The organism is Streptomyces hainanensis, from assembly GCF_004348415.1.
Classification (GTDB): Bacteria; Actinomycetota; Actinomycetes; order Streptomycetales; family Streptomycetaceae; genus Streptomyces; species Streptomyces hainanensis.
The window spans coordinates 1-4,334 of record NZ_SMKI01000574.1 but is presented as its reverse complement, the minus strand read 5'-3'; the positions used below and the strand labels follow the sequence as shown (position 1 = coordinate 4,334).

The 4,334-nt window shown below is 72.7% G+C and carries 3 protein-coding genes; 1 reads left to right on the top strand and 2 read right to left on the bottom strand.

Translation table 11 applies throughout. From position 1 onward, the window contains the following. Positions 1 to 243 (bottom strand): CGNR zinc finger domain-containing protein (locus E1283_RS40070; protein ID WP_425086266.1); only part of this gene is annotated, 243 nt, incomplete at its 3' end. Then, positions 135 to 1,388 carry a glycoside hydrolase family 10-like protein gene (locus tag E1283_RS32720; RefSeq protein ID WP_132821794.1) on the bottom strand — a complete coding sequence of 418 codons (1,254 nt, stop codon included), beginning with the start codon at positions 1,386 to 1,388 and terminating at the stop codon, positions 135 to 137. The genes E1283_RS40070 and E1283_RS32720, both read right to left, overlap by 109 nt. A gap of 211 nt (positions 1,389 to 1,599) precedes the next feature. On the opposite strand from E1283_RS32720, the gene E1283_RS32715 reads away from it, so the two are divergent. Further along, positions 1,600 to 4,287: a cellulose-binding domain-containing protein gene (locus E1283_RS32715; RefSeq protein WP_165956332.1), complete on the top strand. Its 2,688-nt coding sequence runs from the start codon at positions 1,600 to 1,602 to the stop codon at positions 4,285 to 4,287. Positions 4,288 to 4,334 lie beyond the last annotated feature (47 nt).

Below are 4,334 nucleotides of genomic sequence, written 5' to 3'. Positions count from 1 at the left end.
CTGCGCACGGCCCGCTGACCGCCGCTGCTCGCGGTGCCGGGCGACGGCGTCGTTGTTGGCGCAGCGCACGGAGCAGTACGCGCGCCGGCCGTTGCGCGAGGTGTCGACGTAGGCCAGGCCGCAGCCGCGCCGCGCTACGCGTAGTGGTCCCTCGCCACCCGCGACATCGCACCGAGCGGATCCGCCGCGACCTGCGTCGCGGAGTAGAAGGCGTTGCCCCCGACCTCCGGATGGTCCGCGCACAGCGTCAGATGGCGGGAGAGTTCCGCCGGGTCCTGCCAGGCGGCGGGCTGCGCCCGGTCGCCGACCTTGTAGACGGCCTCGCCGACGTAGAGCGCCACGCCCGTGCCCCTCGCCACCTCCGACCACCAGGAGACCAACTCGGCGTAGTCGGCCGCCGAGTTCCCGATCTCCCAGTAGACCTGCGGCAGCACGTAGTCGATCCACCCCTCCCGCACCCAGGTGCGGGTGTCCGCGTACAGGTCGTCGTAGGTCTGCACGCCGCCCGCGGTGTCGGAGCCGAGCGGGTCGGTGGAGGCGTTGCGCCAGACGGCGAACGGGCTGATGCCGAACGGGATGCCGGGCCTGGCCGCCCGCACCCGGTCCGCCATCTCCCGCACCAGCTGATCGCTGTTGTGGCGCCGCCAGTCGCCGCGGTCGGTGAAGCCCTCGCCGTGGGCCTCGAAGGCCGCGTCGTCGTCGAACTCCTCGCCGGCCACCGGGTACGGGTAGAAGTAGTCGTCCCAGTGCACGCCGTCGATCTCGTAGGACTCGACGGCGTGGATCATCGCGTCCTGGACGAACTCCCGCACCTCGGGCAGCCCCGGGTTGTAGTAGAGCCGGCCGCCGTACGGCACCGCCCACTCCGGGTTCCGGCGGGCCGGGTGGCCGGCCGCGAGCCGGTCGGGGTCCGCGTGCGTGGCGATCCGGTACGGGTTGAACCAGGCGTGCAGCGCGAGCCCACGGGCGTGCGCCTCGGTGACCGCGAAGCCCAGCGGGTCCCAGCCGGGGTCCCGGCCCTGCACGCCGGTCAGCCACTCCGACCAGGGCTCGTGCGGGGACGGCCAGAACGCGTCGGCCGTCGGCCGGACCTGGAGGAACACCGCGTTGAGGTGGAGGGCCACCGCCGCGTCGAACAGGGCCGTCAGCTCGGACCGCGCCGCGTCCCGCGAGAGACCGGGCTCGCCGGGCCAGTCGATGTTGGCGACCGAGGCGATCCACATGCCGCGCAACCCGGTCGGCGCGACGCCGGCCCCGGCCGGCCCGCCGGCGGCGGCCAGCGGCCGCCCGTCGCCACTGGCGGCGGAGGAGGACTGAGTGAGCGTCAGGGCTCCGGTCAACGTGCCCAGCGTGGCGAACGCCAGGCTCCTGCGGGTGATGCGTGCCATCGAACTGCCCCCTTTCGTGCCGCCACGTCACCTGTACCCAGCACAGGGTGACGGACCCTCAACCGTAACAGGCGTGTGACACACCCCTTATGCGAACAACATTCGACAGTTAGCATCATCGGCACGCACATCTGGGAGCGCTCCCATCCCGCTTTGCCCACCCCCCTCGACCGCCGCCCGCGACGGTCGAAGTACGGAGAGGAGCGCCAACGTGCGCAGAGGGAGACCGGCGACGGCCCTGCTGGCCGGTATGGCTCTCACCGGCGGACTGCTCACCGCCGCCACGGCGGCCCCGGCGAGCGCCGCGGCCGACCGCGCCCAGGAGATCGGGGCCGAGGTCGAGGCCGCCGCCGACTACACCTGGAGCAACGTCGCGATCGGTGGCGGCGGCTTCGTGCCGAGCGTCGTCTTCAACCGGACCGAACCCAACCTGGTCTACGCGCGGACCGACATCGGCGGCGCCTACCGCTGGAACCAGTCGGACCAGTCCTGGATCCCGCTGCTCGACCACGTCGGCTGGGACGACTGGGGCTACACGGGCGTCGCCTCGATCGCCACCGACCCCGTCGAGCCGGACCGGGTCTACGCGGCCGTCGGCACGTACACCAACGACTGGGACCCGAACAACGGCGCGATCCTGCGCTCCTCGAACCGCGGCGAGACCTGGCAGACCACCGAGCTGCCGTTCAAGCTCGGCGGCAACATGCCGGGCCGCGGCATGGGCGAGCGGCTGGTGGTGGACCCGAACGACAACGACGTCCTGTACCTGGGCGCGCCCAGCGGCGAGGGCCTGTGGCGTTCCACCAACGCGGGGGTGAGCTGGCAGGAGGTCACCTCGTTCCCGAACCCCGGGGACTACGCGCCCGACCCGAGCGACACCAGCGGCTACCAGAGCGAGCTGGTCGGCGTCACCTGGGTCACCTTCGACCCGTCGACGGGCTCACCCGGCAGCCCGACCCAGACCCTCTACGCGGGCGTCGCCGACCTCGACCAGAGCGTCTACCGCTCCACCAACGGCGGCGCCACCTGGCAGGCGGTACCGGGGCAGCCCACCGGCTACCTGCCGCACAAGGGCGTGCTCGACGAGGAGACCGGCGACCTGTACATCGCCACCAGCGACGACGCCGGCCCCTACGGCGGCGCCGACGGCGAGGTCTGGCGGTACGACACCGCCGCCGGCACCTGGACCGACGTCTCGCCGGTCGCGGCCGGCAGCGACCGCTACTTCGGCTTCAGCGGGCTGACCGTGGACCGGCAGAACCCGGGCACCGTGATGGTGACCGCGTACAGCTCCTGGTGGCCCGACACCCAGATCTTCCGTTCGACGAACGGCGGCGACAGCTGGACCAGGTCCTGGGAGTTCACCAGCTACCCGAACCGCGGCAAGCGCTACACCATCGACATCTCCTCGGTGCCGTGGATGGACCTCAACGCCAGCCCACAGCCTCCGGAGGAGACGCCCAAGCTCGGCTGGATGACCGAGGGCATGGAGATCGACCCGTTCAACGCGGACCGGCTCTTCTACGGCACCGGCGCCACGCTCTACGGCACCACCCAGCTCACCAACTGGGACCGCGGCCAGACCTTCACCATCCGTCCCTACGTGCGCGGCCTCGAGGAGACGGCGGTCACCGACCTGGCGAGCCCGCCCAGCGGCGCCCCGCTGCTCAGCGGCCTCGGCGACATCGGCGGCTTCCGGCACACGAACCTCACCCAGGTGCCGTCCGACACCTTCCCGTCCTTCGGTACCACCACGGGGCTGGACTTCGCCGAACTCGCGCCGGCCACCGTCGTCCGGGTCGGCAACCACGTCAGCGAGAGCACCGCGCCGACGGTCAACTTCTCCACCGACGGCGGCGGCAACTGGTTCGCCGGCACCGCGCCGAGCGGCGCGCACGGCGGCACGGTGGCGGCGGCGGCCAACGGCAGCCGCTTCGTGTGGAGCCCGGAGGGCGCCGGCGTGCACTACTCGGTGGGCTTCGGCAACTCCTGGACCGCGTCCACGGGCATCCCGCAGGGGGCCAGGGTGGAGGCGGACCGGGTGAACCCGAACCTCTTCTACGGGGTCCACCAGGGCACGTTCTACGTCTCCACCAACGGCGGCGCCACCTTCACGGCCGCCGCCACCGGGCTGCCGACCGGCGAGGTGCGGTTCGCCGCCGTGCCCGGGCGCACCGGCGACGTGTGGGTGGCCGGCGAGGGCCTGTGGCACTCCACCAACTCGGGTACCAGCTTCACCCGGGTCACCGCGATCACCGCCGACAACATCGGCTTCGGCGCGGCCGCCGCCGGTGCCTCGTACCAGACGCTCTACAGCAGCGGCGTCGTCGGCGGGGTGCGGGGCATCTACCGCTCCACCGACTCCGGGGCCACCTGGACGCGGATCAACGACGACGCGCACCAGTGGGCCTGGACCGGCTCGACGATCACCGGCGACCCGCGGGTCTTCGGCCGGGTCTACATCGGCACCAACGGCCGGGGCGTGATCTACGGCGAGACCGCCGAGTCGGGCGGCGGCGAGGACCCGGGCGACCCGGAGGAGCCAGGCGAACCCGAGGATCCCGAGGAGCCGGGCGACGCGCCGTGCCGGGTCGGCTACCGGGTCTCGGGCCAGTGGCAGGGCGGCTTCCAGGGCGAGATCACGGTGACCAACACCGGCACCACGGCGCTCAGCAACTGGCGGCTGACCTGGGCCTTCCCGGCCGGGCAGACCATCAGCCAGCTGTGGAACGGGAGTTACACGCAGAGCGGCGCCAACGTGACGGTCACACCGGCCACCTGGAACGCCACCCTCTCCCCGGGCGGCTCGACCACCGTGGGCTTCCTCGGGAGCTGGACCGGCGGCAACGGGTCGCCGACCGCCTTCGCGGTCAACGGCACGTCCTGCGCCACCGGCTGACCACACGCGCCCGCGCGCACGCCCCCACCCGCCGGGGAGGGCCGGCC

What these genes read in the sequence shown, in the direction of transcription:
- E1283_RS32720 (WP_132821794.1), bottom strand. Translation starts at nt 1,388, where the DNA reads ATGGCACGCATCACCCGCAGGAGCCTGGCGTTCGCCACGCTGGGCACG.